Raw genomic sequence first — 15,718 nt, 5'->3', positions numbered from 1 at the left:
ACTTACCCCCCTATCACCCCAACTCCTCCGCATCCCACTTCAGCACCGACGCATTCACCCCCTGCTCGCGCTTGAGCTTGGCGTCGCGCTCAAACCACTGGGTGATCTGCACGGCGGTCAGCTGATCTACAGGCGTATCGGTATCGGCGGCGATCACCTTCAGCAGCTTGGCGGTGGAGATGGTCAGCCGGGCGAGAAACTTCTCCGGGGACGACAGCAGCGCCTTGTCGACCTCCGCCGACTCGTCGGGGGTGAGAAACTGAAGCGATTGGTCAAGCATGGTGGAGCGAGATACTCAGAGGGCAACTGTCTTTATACTGTCATACCAAATCCGCCTCCTCAAACCTCCGCTGTATCGCCGATACCCGCGTAGGGACATTGCAGTGCAATGTCCCTACAAACCGGGGGGTGTACAGACAGAATGTGACGTCAACCGCTGTAGGATGGGCACTGCCCACCCTTAGGAAAACTCTTTTTCAGAGGTCTGCTTAGCCCCCAAGCTGCCCAGCCAGGCCCCAAGTAGATAGCCCGCCGTACAGAGCAGCAGGCCGTAGATATTCACCCCCAAATCCACCGCGTAGCGGCCCGTGCCCAGACTCATCCAGGCGGGAAAGATCGGGGCACCCATCACGTTTTCGGCCACCCGCAGCACACCGAAAATCATGCCTGGCCAAAAGGCAAGGTGAAAGCTGAGCGCCCCAGCCCTGGGCAAAAACGCCAGCAAAAAGATCGGGGCCAACCCCATCACCATGGTGCCACTGATGGTGGTGGCCAAAATGATCGCGGGGCCAACGCGATCGCCCATGTAGATGCTCAGCAGGGGTACATTGCCGAGCAATGCGATCGCAATGATCCACCAGCGGCCCAGGCGGGCCTGGCCCTCAGTCGGGGCACCCTTGCGGTGAAACCAGTCGCGCGCGCCCACCTTGGCGGTGCTCGAAAAGGTCGAGTCTAGGGTTGACCCGGCGCTGGTCAGCATAATCGCGTTAAACACCAGCAGCATCGGCAGGCCAAACAGGGCGGGCACCGACAGGCTGGGCGACCCCTCGGCCCCCACAGCGCGAGCGTAAAGCCCCACGCTGCTAAACAGAAAAATAAACCCGCCGCTGAGCAACCCCGCCCAGATAAAGCCCTTAAACATGGTGCGCGGCCCGGTGATAAAGGCGCGATCGGTCATCACCGGGTCGTGGAAGGGGTAGCTAAAAATTTGCACAAAAGCCAGGGCGCAGAAGGTGAGCGCTCCACTGCGGGTGTCGGCATCTACCACCGGCAGCCCCTCGCGGACCAGGCCAGGGCCAACGGTGGCCAAAATCACCACCAGCAGCACAGAGGCCAGCACCATCTGCGCCCCATCGGTGAGCAGGCTGCTGCGCAGACCTCCCAGCAGGGTGTAGTAGACCGTAAACGCCGTCACCACCGCCGCTGCAATCCAGTAGCCAGGGCTGCCCTCGGGGCCAAAGTAGAGCGAAAACACCTTGGTATTTGACCACACTTCGTTGAGCAGGCGAATGGCGATCGCCAGCAAAAACAGCCGTGAACAGACCCGCCCGTACTTGCTGACCAAAAACTCTGGAATCGAGCGAAAGCCGCCCCGAGTGCGGATGAAATAGAGTGCGATCGCCGCCGTCACAAAGCTCAGGTAATAGATCGCGTAGCCAATGCCCCCCAGCACCCCAAAGGTCTGCCCTAGGCTAGCCGCATTGTCGATCGACTTGGCAAAAATCCAAGAAATGGCCGCACTGGCCACCAGCAGCCACAGCCCCGGTGCCTGCCCGGTGCTCGACTGGCCCTCAAAAAACTCCGGCGGCGTCACTTTATCGGGCGTAGTCTGGCGCACCAGGTAAAACAACAAACCGCCATAACCCGCCAGCAGCGCCCAGGTGAGCGTATTTTCAACCATAGATAACCCCTTGGGTGGTGTTTTGAAACTTTACAGGTAAAGCGAATGGGTGAATGGGGTGGTGTTTTGGTCACGCGACGGCTTCTTAAAAAGGGTGAATACCCTGAAAAGAGGCGTTGTTAGGGAGCAGAACCCGAAGGACGCGCGAAGCAGGGGGTCTGGGGCCAGCAAAATGGCCCTAGCAACAGATCTAGCCCACCACCCATCTTCGGCAGTAACACAAATCTGCCAACCATAAAACAGCCCAGGTGATTTCTAGGAAAGCTTTTAGTGGGTGGTGAGCAGTGCCCCACCCTACGGCTACGGCTACCGCTGCTTGCTGCACAACAGCCTTTCCCCCTAACTCTGTGATTTATCACCGATACCCCGTCGGGGCATTGCAGTGCAATGCCCCGACTTGACGAGGCTTTACCACCTGCTCCACCTCCGGCAGCACCGCCGCACAGGTCGTCCACACCCCACTCAGCAGCGAGTCCTGAAACTCTTGGGGCAAACCCGCCTCAGCCATAGCGGTCACCACCGGTTTAGGGTCGTAGACTAACGGCATAATGCGCGGCACTGGCCTAGTCGATCCAGGCAAGAATTCTAGCTCAGCGAAGTATACATGGGGTTGCCCCTCGTGGGCGGGCCGACCCAGCACCCCCACATTGCACCAAAACCCACTCGCCACCTGCCGCACCCAGGGAATGCCCGTGTGGGTGGCACAAATGCCGTCTACGTCGTAGCGTTTCAGACAGTTTTCAATCCAAGCGTCATCGGTGGTCGATTCCCACACAAACTCGTTCATCTGGTCGGGGCTACCGTGGCACAGCAAAATGGCGCTGTCCCGCCAGCGCAACCGCATCAGGCGGGGCAATGTTTTCATCCATTCCCGATGGACGGCGGCAGTGTGGGCATAGGTGTAGTCGTAGCTGATCTGGGCAAAGCGCTGATCGCGCGGGTCGGTGTAGCCGCAGCCGCAGTCGCGCTCCCCGTGGCCGATCGCGTAGTCGTAGTTGCCCTGGAGGCAGATCACCTCGGCGTCCCTCAGCAGGCCTAAGGTGCGGTTGGGCAGGGGGCCAAAACCGCCAATATCGCCCAGGCAAAAGCGGTAGGGCAGCGTGGCCGTTTGACTCAGGAAGGCTTCTACGGCACCAAAGTTGCTGTAGGGGCCGCCGCCCAGGGCAATACGACTTTGTTCGGCAGGAATTTCAATCTCTAAAGGGTTTACGGTCATGGCGATCGCACGCAAGCGTTAACAGAGGGTTACCAGCAGTCTCCCACCGGAGAATTTGCTTGGATAACACCCTACCAGCGTCGCCTGATTTTTTTCTGAGAGCAGCTATCCCGCCTGCACCAAATAGCCACAGCGGTGCTCACCTTTCACTAGCCAGTGGGTGCGCTGCACCGTACAGCCAGCCAGCGCCACCTGAAACATCTCCAGTTCGTGACCGCAGATGCTGGGAAACGATTCGGCAATGTGGGAAATCGCGCAGTTATATTCAGTAATCACGTAGCCAGGGCCGGCCTGACGCACGTCCCCATCGTTGACCTCGTGCCACTCAGACATATAGCCCTCGACCTGGCGGATCTGCACCAGTCGCGCCACCCGCTCCGCCAAGCTGCCCGCACCCACCCGATCGCGATACTCTAGCGCCTTGCGCTCCCACTGTTTACGCAACACGGTGCCCACCTGGTCTTGCCCCACGGTTTCGGCCAGGGTATCGAGCAGCGAAAGGGCAAACTCATCGTATTTGGTAGGAAAGCGATCGCGCCCCTTGGCACTGATTTGATATAGATGGTTGGGTCGTCCCATCCCCTCCTGCACCGCTCGATGCTCAATCAGTCCCTCTGCCTCCAAATCTTTCAGGTGGCGGCGAATGGCCTGGGTGCTCACCTCAAACTGATCGGCTAGGTCGTGGGCTGTCGCCTCTCCCTGCTTGAGCAGGTACATCAAAATATCGTCTTTAGTAGAGGTAGAGGGTTGCTGCACAGAGGTCATGGCGTTGGCCCGCAAAACGTATAGAGAACATGGCCAGAGGTTGCTCTGTAGACTATATCCACCCAGAGAAGGAGACCCCCGAGCTGCGGGGCAGAAATCTACTTTGACAACCTTTATGTTGTTAAACTAGTCTAAGATCAGTTAGACAACTTAAATGTTGCTTTAATTGTATAAAATTATTTGGCTGTGTAGCGTACCACTCTTGTAATGACTGACACCAAAACCACCCAGGCCACCGATAAAAACCTAGAGCTCATGCGCAACTTTGCCCAGAGCTATGCTAAACGTACGGGCACCTACTTCTGCTCAGACCCCGGCGTGACGGCGGTGGTGCTGGAGGGCCTAGCCAAGCACAAAGACGATTTTGGCTCGCCCCTATGTCCCTGTCGCCACTACGAAGACAAAGAGGCTGAAGTCAAAACCATCTACTGGAACTGCCCCTGCATCCCCATGCAAGAGCGCAAAGAGTGCCACTGCATGCTGTTTCTCACCCCTGACAACCCCTTCGCGGGCGAGCAGCAAGACATCACCTTCGACACCATTCGGGCCGAAACCAATAAATTCTAGGTTTCTATCGCCCCGCCACTTCTCCCCTTGCTTCGATTGACTGTGCAGCCCGTTCTACGAGTCACGCCATGACTGCTTCTGTTCAAACCCTGGTTAGCCAGCCCTATAAATACGGCTTCACCACCGACATTGAGGCCGATGTCATTCCTCGCGGCCTCAGCGAGGATGTGGTGCGCATGATCTCAGCCAAAAAGAACGAACCAGCTTTCATGCTGGAGTTTCGGCTGCGGGCCTACCGCAAGTGGCTGACCATGAAAGAACCCGTTTGGCCCAACGTCAAGTACCCGCCCATTGACTACCAAAACATCGTTTACTACTCGGCCCCCAAAACTCAGCCCAAAAAGCTGGGTAGCCTGGACGAGGTAGATCCTACGCTTTTGGACACGTTCGAGAAGCTGGGCATTCCTCTGTCTGAGCAAAAGCGGTTGGCCAACGTAGCAGTAGACGCGATTTTCGACAGCGTGTCGGTGGCCACCACCTTTAAAGAAAAGCTGGCGGAGTCGGGCGTGATCTTCTGCTCGATTTCTGAGGCGCTGCAAGAGCACCCCGACCTGGTCGAGAAGTACCTGGGCACCGTCATTCCCATTGGCGACAACTACTTCGCAGCGCTTAACTCAGCGGTGTTTAGCGACGGGTCGTTCGTGTACATTCCCAAAGACACCCAGTGTCCGATGGATTTGTCCACCTACTTCCGCATCAACAATGGCGACTCTGGCCAGTTTGAGCGCACGCTAATCGTAGCGGAATCGGGTAGTTCGGTCACTTACCTGGAGGGCTGCACTGCCCCCATGTACGACAGCAACCAGCTCCATGCGGCCATTGTGGAACTGGTCGCTATGGATGACGCCAGCATCAACTACTCCACCGTGCAGAACTGGTATGCGGGCGACGAAAATGGCAAGGGCGGCATCTACAATTTCGTCACCAAGCGCGGTCTCTGCGCCGGCAAAAACTCCAAGATTTCTTGGACCCAGGTAGAAACCGGCTCGGCGATCACCTGGAAGTACCCCAGCTGCGTGCTGGTGGGCGACAACTCGGTGGGCGAGTTCTACTCGGTGGCACTGACCAATAACCATCAGCAGGCCGACACCGGCACCAAGATGGTGCACGTGGGCAAAAATACCCGCAGCACCATCATCTCTAAGGGCATTTCGGCGGCTAAATCTAAAAACAGCTACCGGGGCCTGGTGAAGATTGGGCCAAAGGCGACCGGAGCGCGCAACTATTCCCAGTGCGACTCGATGCTGATCGGTGACACCTCCAGCGCCAACACGTTCCCCTACATTCAGGTGCAGAATAGCACCGCCCAGGTGGAGCACGAGGCCTCGACCTCGAAAATTGGCGAAGACCAGCTGTTTTACTTTGCCCAGCGGGGGATTTCGCCCGAGGATGCGGTGTCGATGATCATCAGCGGCTTTTGCCGTGATGTGTTTAACAAGCTGCCGATGGAGTTTGCCGCCGAGGCGGACAAGCTGCTGGCCCTGAAGCTCGAAAACACCGTCGGTTAATGCCGTAGGGTGCATTCATGCCAGCAATGCACCGCGTGAGCTTGGCGGGGACAGTGCATTGCTTCGCGTTGGCGGAGCCTCGCCTTAGCGTTATGCACCCTACGAATCCTCTGCTTGGCAAATAGAAACAGCAAAATAGACAGAACCCTCAAGTGCGAAAGGAGCCGGAATTCCTGGTAGGGTGGGCACTGCCCACCAACTGAGAATCTTTAAAGTGAGAGAAATTTCTCAACAGACGAGGTTGGGCAAGCAGCGAATTCTGGAAGTACAAGATATTCGCAAACAGAAGACTATTTGAACAGGCAGAGATGGGTGGTGGGCAGTGCCCACCCTACAGAGAAGAAAACAAGATTTAATCGCAGTTAGGAGCATGGTGGGCGGTGCTCACCCTACGAAAGAACCATGATTAACGACAACAGCGAAATCATTCTCTCGGTGCGCGACCTCCGCGCTACCGTAGACGGCACCGAAATTCTCAAGGGCCTCAATCTAGAGGTGCGGGCTGGGGAAATTCACGCCATTATGGGCCTCAACGGCTCGGGCAAGAGCACCTTTTCGAAGGTGCTGGCGGGCCATCCCGACTACGAAGTCACTGCTGGAGAGATTCACTTCAAGGGGCAGGACATTCTAGAGCTGGAACCCCATGAAAGAGCGACTTCCGGCATTTTTCTCGCCTTCCAGTACCCACTAGAAATTCCTGGCGTCAGCAACCGCGACTTTTTGCGGGTAGCCTTCAACGCCCACCGCAAGGCACGGGGCGACGACGAAATCGACGTATTCGACTTCGATGACCTGATTGAAGAAAAGCTGGACGTCGTAAAAATGGACGCCTCTTTCCTCGATCGCAGCGTCAATGAGGGCTTTTCGGGCGGCGAGAAAAAGCGCAACGAGATCTTGCAGATGGCCCTGCTAGAGCCGGTGCTGAGCATTTTGGATGAAACGGACTCGGGCCTAGATATTGACGCGCTGAAAACAGTGGCGGGCGGGGTCAACCAGCTTAGCAACGCCGACAATGCGGTGGTGTTAATTACCCACTACCAGCGGCTGCTCGACTATATCGTGCCTGACTATGTGCATGTGATGGCCGACGGCCGGATCATCACGACCGGTGGCAAAGACCTGGCTAAGCAGCTAGAGTCGCGTGGCTACGAGTGGGTGCTGGAGGAATTTCGCACAGGGGTGACGGCGTAATGGCGAGTTCTGTGTCTGATGTGAGCGTGCTTAAAGTGGCTGACCAGCAAGATGCCTACCTGAAGGGTCTGGTGCAGCGGGTGTCGGCGGCGGTACCGGAGAATCTGGGGTTAGGGGAAATCCGCGATCGCGCCCTTTCCTTCCTCAACGAGCAGACCTTCCCCTCCACCCGGCAAGAAGATTGGCGCTTCACCGACCTGTCGCCCATGCTGGCACTAGCCTTTGAGTCGGCGCTAGAGTCAACCGTCGCTGAATCTGATCTGGCCAATCTGCGCCTGCCTGAAACCGCTGGGGCGCAGATTGTTGTCGTCAATGGTCGAGTCCACACCGAGCTATCCCAGCTCGAGAAACTGCCGGCGGATGCTAAGGTTGGCTCTCTCCGTGCCCATCCCCAGCTTCAGGCTCAGTTGGCAGACCGCTTGGCCCAGGCCAGCGGCAACCACGAAGTCTTTACCGCCTTGAACACGGTCGGATTTCAGGATGCCGTGGTGGTCTGGCTGCCTCGCAATGTAGTGATTGAGACGCCGATTCAGGTGATCTATGTCTCCCAGGCTGGGGAAAATCGGCTCATTGCCCAGCCCCGTTGCCTGGTGGTAGCAGAGTCGGGCAGCGCCGTCACCCTGATCGAAGATTTCTGGGGCGATTCTACCGCCGACCACTTCACCAATGCCGTCACCGAGCTATGGCTTGACGCCAACGCTCAGGTTACCCACAGCCGCATTCAGCGGGAGGGTGCAGGCACCTTCCACATTGGCAAGACCGTCGTCACCCAGGCCCGCGACAGCCAGTACGTAGGCACCGCCGTAGACTTTGGCGCTAAGCTGGCCCGCCACAACTGGGAAATCTATCAAACCGGCGAACAGACCACTACCAGGCTCTATAGCATAGCGGCTATTACCGCCACCCAGCAGGCCGACACCCACAGCCTGGTGGCCCTCAGCCATCCCTACGGCACTGTCGAGCAAGAGCACAAAACCATTGTCGACGGCCAGGCCCACAGCGTGTTTAACGGGCGCATGGCCGTGGCCCAAAAGGCCCAGAGCACTAGCGCCAGTCAGCTCAACCGTAATTTGCTGCTGTCCGACAAGGCACGGGTTGACACCAAACCCCAGCTCGAAATTGTCGCCGACAACGTCAAGTGCGCCCACGGGGCGACGGTTAGCCAGCTCCAAGCCGACGAGATTTTTTACCTGCAAAGTCGAGGCATTAGCGCCGACGCCGCCCAGCGATTGTTGATCTATGGCTTTGCCATGGAGATTTTAGAGAGAATAGAGGTGGAGACGCTGCGATCGCGCCTTGCCGAAACCATTACCCAATGGACATAATTGTCCACCTCCCCTCCTCGGAGGGGTAGGGGTGGGTTCTCCCAGTCCCCGCAAACCCACCCCGCCCTACGGGCACCCCTCCTAGGAGAGGAAGTGGTGTACCCCCCTCATCCACCCATCCACCCCCCACCCCACCATGACCGTCGCCCAGGAACTCTCCCTCGCCGCCAAGGTTCGCGCCGACTTCCCGATTCTGCATCAGGAAGTTAATGGCTACCCGCTGGTCTACCTCGACAATGCCGCCACTTCCCAAAAGCCCAGGGCGGTGTTAGAGGCACTACAGCACTACTACCAACGCGACAATGCCAACGTGCACCGAGGGGTGCATAACCTGAGCGCTCGGGCCACCGACGCCTACGAACAGGCTAGAGATAAGGTCGCAGCGTTTGTCAAAGCCAGCAGCCGTGACGAAATTGTCTTTACCCGTAACGCCAGCGAGGCGATCAACCTGGTGGCCTACGCCTGGGGCATGACCAGCCTTCAGCCTGGCGACGAAATTATTCTCTCGGTAATGGAGCACCACAGTAACCTGGTGCCCTGGCAGTTTGTGGCCCAGCGCACTGGGGCTGTGCTCAAATTTGTCGAGCTCACCGCCGATCAGGGGTTTAACCTTGAGCAGTACCGGGGGCTGGTGAACGACAAAACTCGCCTGGTGGCGGTCAACCATGTCTCTAATACCCTGGGCTGCATTAACCCGGTAGAGGACATCATCGCGATCGCCCACCGCCATGGGGCCAAAGTGCTGATCGACGGCTGCCAGAGCGCTCCGCACATGGCCCTAGACCTGCCTGCGATGGGCTGCGACTGGTTTGTGGCGTCGGGCCACAAGATGTGTGCGCCGACGGGTATTGGCTTTCTCTACGGCAAGCTAGAGGTGCTGCAAGCTATGCCTCCCTTCATGGGCGGCGGCGAAATGATTGCCGACGTGTTCTTAGACCACTCCACCTATGCAGAACTGCCCCACAAGTTTGAGGCAGGAACACCTGCGATCGCAGAGGCGATCGCCCTGGGGGCCGCAGTAGACTACCTCTCGGCGATCGGAATGGACACCATCGCCGCCTACGAGCACGAGCTGACGGCCTACCTATACCAGCAAATGCAGACCATCCCCGACGTGATCCTCTACGGCCCTGCGCCCCAGGCCGACGGCAGTGGCCGGGCGGCCCTGGCCACCTTCACCGTCGACGGCGTCCACGCCCAGGATTTGTCTACGCTGCTCGATCAGTCGGGTATTGCCATTCGCTCGGGGCACCACTGCACCCAGCCGCTGCACCGCATGTTGGGAACTGATTCGACGGCGCGGGCCAGCCTCTATTTCTACAATACCAAGGCCGAAATCGACAGCTTCATCGTGGCCCTTAAAGACACCATCGAGTTCTTTAAAGGTGTCTTTGAAGACGACGACTAAGACTACCTGGCCTTAAGATCGACAATAGAACCGTGAGTACAGCCCCCTTGGGTTAGAGTATTTACGACATGTCTAGGAGAGAAGATCCCCGCTTTATCTAGCGACCGTAGCCACCTAAGGGTGGGCCGTGCCCACCCTTAGGGAAAAAGTCTTCTAGAAGTTGCCTTAACGATTAGCTCCAGTTGGGGCTATGGAGCGGTCAATTTAGGACATCAACATGAGTGAACATCAGGTTGAGGGAGAGGCTGGGGCTGAGCAACCCCCTAGCATTGACAAGAAAAAAGATAAAAAGAAGAGTAAGAAGAAAGCCAAAAATAAAGCGGCCAAAAAAAAGAAGCATCAGCCTCAAGACGAACCCGCTTTTTATCACCTCTCTGAGTCTGAAGGTAGCTCTAAGCTACCTAGCAAGGTCTACGACAAGGAAATGGCTCACCTACAGGTAGAGCTGGTCAAAATGCAGTACTGGGTAAAGCATACCGGTACTCGGATTGTGATTTTGTTTGAAGGGCGAGATGCCGCTGGCAAAGGGGGCACCATTAAGCGCCTGACCGAGCCGCTGAACCCTCGGGGCTGTCGGGTCGTTGCTCTAGGGACACCCAGCGATCGCGAAAAGACCGAGTGGTACTTTCAGCGCTATGTGGCCCATCTGCCCGCCGCCGGAGAAATTGTCTGCTTTGACCGCAGCTGGTATAACCGGGCTGGCGTCGAAAAGGTGATGGGCTTTTGTACAGAAGCACAGTATCAAGAATTTATGCAGACCTGCCCCGAATTTGAGCGCATGCTGGTGCGATCGGGGATTATTTTGCTGAAATATTGGTTTTCGGTCAGTGACGATGAGCAGGAGCGGCGGTTTCAATCGCGGCTCACCGACCCCGCCCGCCGCTGGAAACTGAGCCCGATGGATCTAGAATCGCGCGATCGCTGGGTAGAATATTCTCACGCCAAAGACACCATGTTTGCCCACACCAATATTCCTGAAGCACCCTGGTTTACGGTAGAAGCCGACGACAAAAAACGAGCCCGCCTCAACTGCATCAGCCACATTCTCAGCAAAATCGACTACGTGGATATGACGCCTGAGCCGCTCAAATTGTCTCCGCGTAAAAGCGCCCCGGTTGACTATGTGCGCCCTCCAATCAATGAGCAGTTTTTTGTGCCTGAACGCTATTGAGCCGCTATTGATCGAGGGACTTATACCACATCCAACTTGACTACCCCCGAAATAATGTAGGGAGCAAATGGCATTTGCCCCTACGAATTGACCCGTTTGTAAACGCTGGGTTACAGTTCGCTCAGCAGCGTTTTGATATCAGGGGCCGCAAAGAACTGGTTGGTGGAATCAATCAACCGATCGCCCCAGAGATTGAGACGTAAAAAGTCTAGATCCGCGTAGCGGCTGTCTTGCTCTAGCGCCTCTACACCGAGACGCAGGGCTTCTTGGCAGGCGGCGGTGCTGGCTCTTACGAGGGGTACGCCGCAGTTTTCTTGGGCATGGAGGGCAACGGCGATCGCCAGTTTCGGCTCTGGCTCGTTGGCCGCTAGCTCAAGACTGGCCCGCCAATATTCCACGGCCTTTTGGGCGTCGCCCTGTTCGTAGAACACCAGGCCAATGTTGTTGACCGAGGGCCAGAAACTTGGCTCCGCCGCTACAGACCGCTCAAAACTAGCGATCGCCTCTGGATACTGCCCCAGCTTAAAGTAGGCATTGCCCAAATCAAACAGAGCATTGGGGTTAGTGGGTTCGAGCTTTAGCCCCTGTTCTAGGTAGCTTGAGGCCAGCCGGGGATTGTCTTGCTGGAGGTGGGCCGACCCTAGGGCAAACAATACCCGAGCGTTGCCAGGCAGCAGGTTGCGGGCGCGGTTGAGCAGCGGCAGCGCTTTGTCAAGATCGTTGCTCTGTAGGTAAAGCCCTCCCAGTAGCGCCAGCACTTGACCATCGTTGGGGGCGAGCTGGGCGGCGAGCTGGGCTAGGGCCAAGGCCCGACCAAACTGCTGAAATTCTGCCAGTTGCTGGGCTTCATTGGCGAGAAATAGCCCCTGCTCAGTCATCAAGTCGTAGTCGAGGGGCAACACGTAGGGGGTCAGAGCCTGGGCCTGAACCGGGAGAGTAGGGCCAAGCAAGCCGCAGAGGGTGAATAGCGACAAGAGAGAGAGACGTTTTAGCACAGCAGCAGGTTTAAAGTTGGGTAGTAGTAAAGATATGAATCAGAACGATATAAGCGCGTGTACGTTGGTTGCGGGCAGGCTAAGGCCAGTCAGGGTGGTTTTGCTGGACAGCCTGGGCGTTACGCCGCCACATGGACGGTTTTATCCGCCGCAGAGCCGAAGCCCGAAATCGATTATCCCATTCATCTTCTGTCAGGGTAGCTAAGTCGGCCAATTTTGGGGCCAAATTTTGGGGGTAAGGTTCAAATTCTTCCAAAGTCGTCGGTTGGGCAAAGCGCTGGTTCCAAGGACAGACATCCTGACAAATATCACAGCCCGCTACCCAGTTTTGCAGCTGAGGCACCACCGCTGGAGGTAGCATATCGGCCCGATTTTCAATGGTGTGGTAGGCAATACAGCGGTTGGCATCGACCACGTAGGGCTGGGTAATAGCTCCGGTAGGGCAAGCCTCCAGGCAGCGGGTACAGGTGCCGCAGTGGGCCGTGTGGGGCGGGTCAGGGGCCAGTTCAAGGGTGGTGACGAGCTCGCCTAAAAACACCCAGGAGCCATACTGGCGAGTAATGAGATTGCCGTTTTTGGCCACCCAGCCCAGCCCGGCCTGCTGGGCCCAGGCCTTGTCTTGCAGGGGGCCGGTGTCAGCGTAGTAGCGCACCTGAATGGCCGCATCTCCAGCGGTGGTGAGCCAGTCAGCCAGAGCCTTAAGGCGTTTGTGTAAGACCCGGTGATAGTCGCGGCCCCAGGCGTAGCGCGAGATTTTGCCGTCGCTGGGGTCGCTGGAGTGAGCGTGGGGGGTGTAGTAGTTGAGGGCCACGCAAATCAGCGATCGCGCCCCCGGCAGCACCTGGCGAATATCCTGCCGCCGCGGATTGTCCATCCAGCCCATATCGGCCTGATAGCCCTGCTTGAGCCAGGTTTGCAAATGGCCCACCGCTGCCCCTTCTGCAGCGGTAGGCACCGCCGCTACCGCCGCAATGCCCACCAGATGAAACCCCAGCGCTTGAGCTTGGGCAATCACCGCCTGGCGAGTCGGTTGAGCCCCTAATGTAGCCATAGCAAACCCTTCTAGATCTTTCGGTTACAACGCCTGCAATCACAGCCCTAGATTAGCTCACCCCTTGCTGTCCTAGAATGAGCGGGGATGGTTTCAGAATTCGGCCTCAGGCAAAGTTGGCTGCCCTGGCCCCTAGTTAGCGGCCCAGGGCAGGCATGGCTCATCTAGAACGTCCCTTGACACGCACCTAAACAGCGAATAGCTTGTACCATGCTGTAGTTAGCGCCATAGTTAGCGTTTGGGTCCGGCGCTAGCCCCCACATTTGCTACTATCGGCCCAACATATCCAGGCAAGGGCGCTTATGTTTAAGCTTTTGACTAAGTTCGACTACCTGCTGCGCGAGACCCTGCTGGGGCTACGGCGCGGCGGCTGGATGAACTGGGCAGCCATTAGCACCATTACCGTACTGCTGTTTTTGTTTGGCATCAGCCTACAATCGACCTGGCAACTCGAGCGGTTGCTCAATCAATTTGGCAGCCAGCTAGAGGTGTCAGCCTACCTAGAAAGCGGCTTTCAAGCCAGCGATCTAAAACCTGTAGTAGAAGCCTTTCCCGATGTGGTCGGGGTAACGCCGGTCACCAAAGAGGCGGCCTGGGCTTCGCTGGTGACCGATCTGGGCCTGTCTGAGATTGAGGGGGCGACTACTCAGCTCAAGGGCAACCCGCTGGTGGATGAACTCAAGGTCAAAGCCAAAGATTCTGAGGCGGTACCGGCGATCGCCGCGCAGCTCCAAGCCCTAGAAGGCATCGACGAGGTGCGCTATATCGACGAAGCGGTCACCCGCCTGGCCCAACTCAACGAAGGGCTAAAGTGGACGAGTCTGTTTGTGATCACCATTCTGACTCTCACCGCCACCGCCGTCATTACCACCACCATCCGCCTGATTGTGCTGGCCCGTAAACGCGAGATCGAGGTGATGCAGTTGGTGGGAGCCACGCGCATCTGGATCTATCTGCCGTTTATTTTGCAGGGCGCGGCCTTTGGTTTAGCCGGAGCGATCGTGGCCTGGGGTCTGCTGCTGACGATTCAACGCTTTTTAACCGAGTTGGCGACCCAGCAAGCCGACTTTATTCAGTTTGTAGTGCAGGGGCTACGGCTCACCCCGCAGCAGCTAATCTTGCTGCCTGCGGCTTTATTGGGTTTGGGCACCCTAGTAGGGCTGATCGGCAGCCTGCTGGCAGTACGCAAATTCTCATTGCGATAGCAGAGGGGTGAAAAAGTGTTAGAGTCTCCCCAAATTGTCCATAATAGCTACGGAGCAACGGGCGGTCTGCTTACCGTCAGCGAGGCATCAGTATGAGTACAGTGCTAATTGTCGATGACAGCTCAACCCTGCGAGAAATGATTGCGGGGCTGCTGCTCAAGGCGGGTTTAACCGTGGTAGAAGCCAAAGATGGCGTCGAGGCCCAAGACATGATTCAGGCAACGCCCCCGGATCTGGTGGTGCTTGATATTGTCATGCCGAATATGAACGGCTACGAACTCTGTCGGTGGATTAAAAACACCGCTGCCACCCAAAATATCCCCGTCATTATTTGTTCTAGCAAGGCGGAAGAATTTGATCGTTATTGGGGTATGAAACAGGGAGCCGATGCCTACATCACTAAGCCTTTTCGCCCGGCAGACATGATCAGCACCGTGAAGCAGCTGCTGCGTTAGCCGTCTTCACCCCAATACCGATCGTCTACTGGTGGGCTGTAACCGCCGTAGGGTGGGCACTGCCCACCAGCTAACGGTCTTATTATAGTAGCCGGGACCACGGACTGTCCCAATCCTAGCTCTCGGCTACCAACCGGCTTCCTCTCCCTGCTTCCTAAACCGTTACTGAGTTCGGCGGATCCTCCTCTCCCTCGGCTAAGATCTCCTCTTCGAGGTTTTCTTTGAGGGCCTCCAGCACCGCTAGGGGATCGGTAGAGATCTGCATGATGGCAGCTTCGTGGTCATAGCGCTGTTCGATGTCGGGCAGATCTTGGCGCAGTTCCTCGAGCAGGGCGATGATCTTGGCAATTTTTTTCTCAGACAGCAGATTGAGCTGAAGCATGAGCTGGGTACGCTGTTCGGCAAAACCCTCCTGGCGATTTTGGCGAATCAGTACGCCGGTTGAAATTAGCAGCGCCGCCGCATCTAGCCCCTGCTCTCTCCAGCTAAAAGTAGGTAGGGTAAAAGGCAGCCATCCGGTTTCGTTGAGCCCGTCGCCCCCCAACCACAGCCCCAGACCAATCAGCAACAGGTACAAAAAGGTGGGGCGGCTAAACCATGAGGCCACCGTTTCTAAAATGCGCTCGGCGGCGGTGGCAGCCTTGGCTTCTTGGCGGTGAATGGCAATAATTGCCTCAATATTTTCGGCGATCGGGTCGGGTAGAGGAGCGGTTAAAATGCGCTGCCGAGAACGACGTCTAAACCAAACCGCTTGAGAAGACGACTCTGACGGAGTAGAGCTAGCCATGGACATGGGGGTTAAGGACGTGAGTAGCCGTCACCTGGGCTGTTTCTATCTCAGTGGGACGATTTTGCAGCCAGGCAAAAAAAGCCGCTGCGCTAGTTAATACCAGAGTAGTGGCGACGACCAGTTGCAGCATGATGCTGTAGCGCATGGACAATGGGGTTTGATAGGTCGCTT

Annotated in this window: 16 protein-coding genes; 8 read left to right on the top strand and 8 right to left on the bottom strand. The window is 57.1% G+C overall.

Annotated features, from left to right (window positions below):
• Positions 1-13: 13 nt before the first annotated feature.
• The 4 genes from RRF56_RS25145 to sufR form a co-directional block, all read right to left on the bottom strand.
• Complete coding sequence (locus tag RRF56_RS25145; protein ID WP_317035894.1) at positions 14-280, bottom strand: hypothetical protein; 267 nt, start codon at positions 278-280, stop codon at positions 14-16.
• A gap of 180 nt (positions 281-460) precedes the next feature.
• The gene (locus RRF56_RS25140) at positions 461-1,900 is read right to left on the bottom strand and encodes a Na+/proline symporter (protein ID WP_317035893.1); all 1,440 of its coding nucleotides are present in this window, start codon (positions 1,898-1,900) and stop codon (positions 461-463) included.
• 355 nt (positions 1,901-2,255) lie between these two features.
• Positions 2,256-3,116, bottom strand: a complete 861-nt coding sequence (locus RRF56_RS25135; protein WP_317035892.1) for a hypothetical protein — start codon at positions 3,114-3,116, stop codon at positions 2,256-2,258.
• A gap of 105 nt (positions 3,117-3,221) precedes the next feature.
• On the bottom strand, positions 3,222-3,881 hold the full coding sequence (gene sufR / locus RRF56_RS25130) for an iron-sulfur cluster biosynthesis transcriptional regulator SufR (RefSeq protein ID WP_317035891.1): 660 nt from the start codon (positions 3,879-3,881) through the stop codon (positions 3,222-3,224).
• Between the two features lie 207 nt (positions 3,882-4,088).
• Here sufR and RRF56_RS25125 point away from each other — a divergent pair, with 207 nt between their 5' ends.
• The 6 genes from RRF56_RS25125 to ppk2 all read left to right on the top strand — a co-directional run bounded on the left by RRF56_RS25125 (position 4,089) and on the right by ppk2 (position 11,051).
• A complete protein-coding gene (locus RRF56_RS25125; RefSeq protein WP_317035890.1) occupies positions 4,089-4,448 on the top strand; it encodes a ferredoxin-thioredoxin reductase catalytic domain-containing protein in 360 nt (119 codons plus the stop codon).
• 68 nt (positions 4,449-4,516) lie between these two features.
• Positions 4,517-5,956 carry a Fe-S cluster assembly protein SufB gene (gene sufB / locus RRF56_RS25120; RefSeq protein ID WP_317035889.1) on the top strand — a complete coding sequence of 480 codons (1,440 nt, stop codon included), beginning with the start codon at positions 4,517-4,519 and terminating at the stop codon, positions 5,954-5,956.
• A gap of 402 nt (positions 5,957-6,358) precedes the next feature.
• Positions 6,359-7,147, top strand: coding sequence for a Fe-S cluster assembly ATPase SufC (gene sufC, locus RRF56_RS25115; RefSeq protein WP_317035888.1), 789 nt, complete (start codon positions 6,359-6,361; stop codon positions 7,145-7,147).
• The gene (sufD, locus tag RRF56_RS25110; protein ID WP_317035887.1) at positions 7,147-8,472 is read left to right on the top strand and encodes a Fe-S cluster assembly protein SufD; all 1,326 of its coding nucleotides are present in this window, start codon (positions 7,147-7,149) and stop codon (positions 8,470-8,472) included. The genes sufC and sufD overlap by 1 nt, the downstream gene beginning before the upstream one ends.
• Before the next feature lie 136 nt (positions 8,473-8,608).
• Positions 8,609-9,880 (top strand): SufS family cysteine desulfurase, encoded by a 1,272-nt coding sequence (locus RRF56_RS25105; protein ID WP_317035886.1) that lies wholly within the window; start codon positions 8,609-8,611, stop codon positions 9,878-9,880.
• A gap of 217 nt (positions 9,881-10,097) precedes the next feature.
• Positions 10,098-11,051 carry a polyphosphate kinase 2 gene (gene ppk2, locus RRF56_RS25100; protein ID WP_317035885.1) on the top strand — a complete coding sequence of 318 codons (954 nt, stop codon included), beginning with the start codon at positions 10,098-10,100 and terminating at the stop codon, positions 11,049-11,051.
• A gap of 110 nt (positions 11,052-11,161) precedes the next feature.
• Here ppk2 and RRF56_RS25095 read toward each other — a convergent pair whose 3' ends face one another.
• Together RRF56_RS25095 and queG are read right to left on the bottom strand one after the other, a co-directional pair.
• Entirely contained in the window at positions 11,162-12,046 is an 885-nt protein-coding gene (locus RRF56_RS25095) for a tetratricopeptide repeat protein (protein ID WP_317035884.1), read from the bottom strand.
• Positions 12,047-12,125: 79 nt separating this feature from the next.
• Positions 12,126-13,097 (bottom strand): tRNA epoxyqueuosine(34) reductase QueG, encoded by a 972-nt coding sequence (gene queG / locus RRF56_RS25090; protein ID WP_317035883.1) that lies wholly within the window; start codon positions 13,095-13,097, stop codon positions 12,126-12,128.
• A 302-nt stretch (positions 13,098-13,399) separates the two neighbouring features.
• Between queG and RRF56_RS25085 the strand changes: the two genes are divergently transcribed.
• The gene (locus RRF56_RS25085) at positions 13,400-14,302 is read left to right on the top strand and encodes an ABC transporter permease (RefSeq protein WP_317035882.1); all 903 of its coding nucleotides are present in this window, start codon (positions 13,400-13,402) and stop codon (positions 14,300-14,302) included.
• A 92-nt stretch (positions 14,303-14,394) separates the two neighbouring features.
• Complete coding sequence (locus RRF56_RS25080) at positions 14,395-14,757, top strand: response regulator transcription factor (RefSeq protein ID WP_275332542.1); 363 nt, start codon at positions 14,395-14,397, stop codon at positions 14,755-14,757.
• Positions 14,758-14,911: 154 nt separating this feature from the next.
• Here the strand turns inward: RRF56_RS25080 and RRF56_RS25075 are convergent, their stop codons facing one another.
• Positions 14,912-15,544, bottom strand: coding sequence for a DUF1003 domain-containing protein (locus RRF56_RS25075; protein WP_317035881.1), 633 nt, complete (start codon positions 15,542-15,544; stop codon positions 14,912-14,914).
• Entirely contained in the window at positions 15,537-15,692 is a 156-nt protein-coding gene (locus RRF56_RS25070) for a hypothetical protein (protein WP_317035880.1), read from the bottom strand. Before RRF56_RS25070 ends, RRF56_RS25075 begins: the two co-directional genes overlap by 8 nt.
• Between the last annotated feature and the right edge of the window lie 26 nt (positions 15,693-15,718).

This window comes from Nodosilinea sp. E11, assembly GCF_032813545.1.
In the GTDB taxonomy this organism is placed as follows: Bacteria; Cyanobacteriota; Cyanobacteriia; order Phormidesmidales; family Phormidesmidaceae; genus Nodosilinea.
Note: the sequence above shows the minus strand (reverse complement) of the source record. Positions and strands in the feature narration are given on the sequence as shown.

What these genes read in the sequence shown, in the direction of transcription:
- ppk2 (WP_317035885.1), top strand. Translation starts at nt 10,098, where the DNA reads ATGAGTGAACATCAGGTTGAGGGAGAGGCTGGGGCTGAGCAACCCCCT.
- sufB (WP_317035889.1), top strand. Translation starts at nt 4,517, where the DNA reads ATGACTGCTTCTGTTCAAACCCTGGTTAGCCAGCCCTATAAATACGGC.
- RRF56_RS25070 (WP_317035880.1), bottom strand. Translation starts at nt 15,692, where the DNA reads ATGCGCTACAGCATCATGCTGCAACTGGTCGTCGCCACTACTCTGGTA.
- RRF56_RS25080 (WP_275332542.1), top strand. Translation starts at nt 14,395, where the DNA reads ATGAGTACAGTGCTAATTGTCGATGACAGCTCAACCCTGCGAGAAATG.
- RRF56_RS25075 (WP_317035881.1), bottom strand. Translation starts at nt 15,544, where the DNA reads ATGGCTAGCTCTACTCCGTCAGAGTCGTCTTCTCAAGCGGTTTGGTTT.
- RRF56_RS25125 (WP_317035890.1), top strand. Translation starts at nt 4,089, where the DNA reads ATGACTGACACCAAAACCACCCAGGCCACCGATAAAAACCTAGAGCTC.
- sufC (WP_317035888.1), top strand. Translation starts at nt 6,359, where the DNA reads ATGATTAACGACAACAGCGAAATCATTCTCTCGGTGCGCGACCTCCGC.
- RRF56_RS25140 (WP_317035893.1), bottom strand. Translation starts at nt 1,900, where the DNA reads ATGGTTGAAAATACGCTCACCTGGGCGCTGCTGGCGGGTTATGGCGGT.
- sufR (WP_317035891.1), bottom strand. Translation starts at nt 3,881, where the DNA reads ATGACCTCTGTGCAGCAACCCTCTACCTCTACTAAAGACGATATTTTG.
- RRF56_RS25135 (WP_317035892.1), bottom strand. Translation starts at nt 3,116, where the DNA reads ATGACCGTAAACCCTTTAGAGATTGAAATTCCTGCCGAACAAAGTCGT.
- RRF56_RS25145 (WP_317035894.1), bottom strand. Translation starts at nt 280, where the DNA reads ATGCTTGACCAATCGCTTCAGTTTCTCACCCCCGACGAGTCGGCGGAG.
- sufD (WP_317035887.1), top strand. Translation starts at nt 7,147, where the DNA reads ATGGCGAGTTCTGTGTCTGATGTGAGCGTGCTTAAAGTGGCTGACCAG.
- RRF56_RS25105 (WP_317035886.1), top strand. Translation starts at nt 8,609, where the DNA reads ATGACCGTCGCCCAGGAACTCTCCCTCGCCGCCAAGGTTCGCGCCGAC.
- RRF56_RS25085 (WP_317035882.1), top strand. Translation starts at nt 13,400, where the DNA reads ATGTTTAAGCTTTTGACTAAGTTCGACTACCTGCTGCGCGAGACCCTG.
- queG (WP_317035883.1), bottom strand. Translation starts at nt 13,097, where the DNA reads ATGGCTACATTAGGGGCTCAACCGACTCGCCAGGCGGTGATTGCCCAA.